At 46.6% G+C, this 1145-nt stretch carries 1 protein-coding gene; it reads right to left on the bottom strand.

Annotated features, from left to right (window positions below; translation table 11 throughout):
• A partial coding sequence (locus C1T21_RS26635; RefSeq protein ID WP_146032529.1) for a condensation domain-containing protein occupies positions 1-1145 on the bottom strand: 1145 nt, incomplete at both ends.

Raw genomic sequence — 1145 nt, 5'->3', positions numbered from 1 at the left:
GCTCGGTCAATACATCCAGCTCACGTACAGGAATATTCGGGTTCGCCGTTACCTGCTCCAGCAACTGCACCAGATGTCTCTGAATCTGCTCTATACTTTCCCGCTCAAATGCCAGAGTATTGTAATTAAAGCTCATGTGAATGGCTTTCCCCGACTGTACCACCAGATTAAAATCATAGCTTGTTGGTTCGACGGACTCTACACTATTCCTACTGAAACTAGCTTCGGCAACGTCATTCACTTGCTCGGCTTGTTCCTCACCTGAATCATTTACAAAAATGAGTATATGGTTGACCAAATCCTCCTTTAGCTCCAACAACTCTTGAATTTCATCCAGTGAGTACGTGGCATGTGCATGGATAGATCTAGACTGCTTCTCAATTTGTTTCATCAAATCCGAGAACAGGCTTTCCTCATGACTATTAATCCGAACAGGTACCGTTTTTATGTGCTTATCAATTATTTGCCCTACCTGTGAAGCGTCCATCGTACGCTCGGAATCCATACTGCCAAACACGACGTCATCTGTGCCATTATACTTTTGCAGCAATATGCCCCAAACGCTCTGGATCAGCGTATTTAAAGTCACCTGATGACGCTTGGCGCTCTGCTGAATCTGGATCGTCAGACTTACACCCAGATCAAAATCAAGTTGCTCTGGCTGATATTTCTCGTTACTCAGCATTTTTGTCTGAGGCAAATGGGACGGCTCCGTATTCCCCTCCAAATATGCCCTCCAGTAACGAGAAGCCTTTTGGCGGTCTTGATGGATTTTCAGGACAGGTACGGTTTCTTTTGTCGTGACCCATTCCAGCTCACCCAGCGTCGTATCGGGATTCACCGCAATAACTCCAGCCAACCGTACGAAGTGGCGTGTAATCTGCTCGATGGTTTCTCGCTCATACAGTGACGTTGCATACTCTAATACGAATTGAATACCTTCTTTCTTCTCGCTGGCTTCCAGCATCAGGTCAAACTTCGCCGGAGTCTGTTCCATACCATATGGACGGAAGCTGATATCCGCTAGTCTCAGCTCACTTTCTTCGGTGTTTTGCAGCACAAACATCGTGTCGAACAGCGGATTGCGGCTCATATCCCGTTTCACGTTCAGCTTTTCCACCAGTTCCTCAAACGGATAGTCCTGA

Source organism: Paenibacillus sp. F4, assembly GCF_002894905.1.
Taxonomy (GTDB): Bacteria; Bacillota; Bacilli; order Paenibacillales; family Paenibacillaceae; genus Paenibacillus; species Paenibacillus polymyxa_B.
This window is presented reverse-complemented; position numbering and strand designations above follow the sequence as displayed.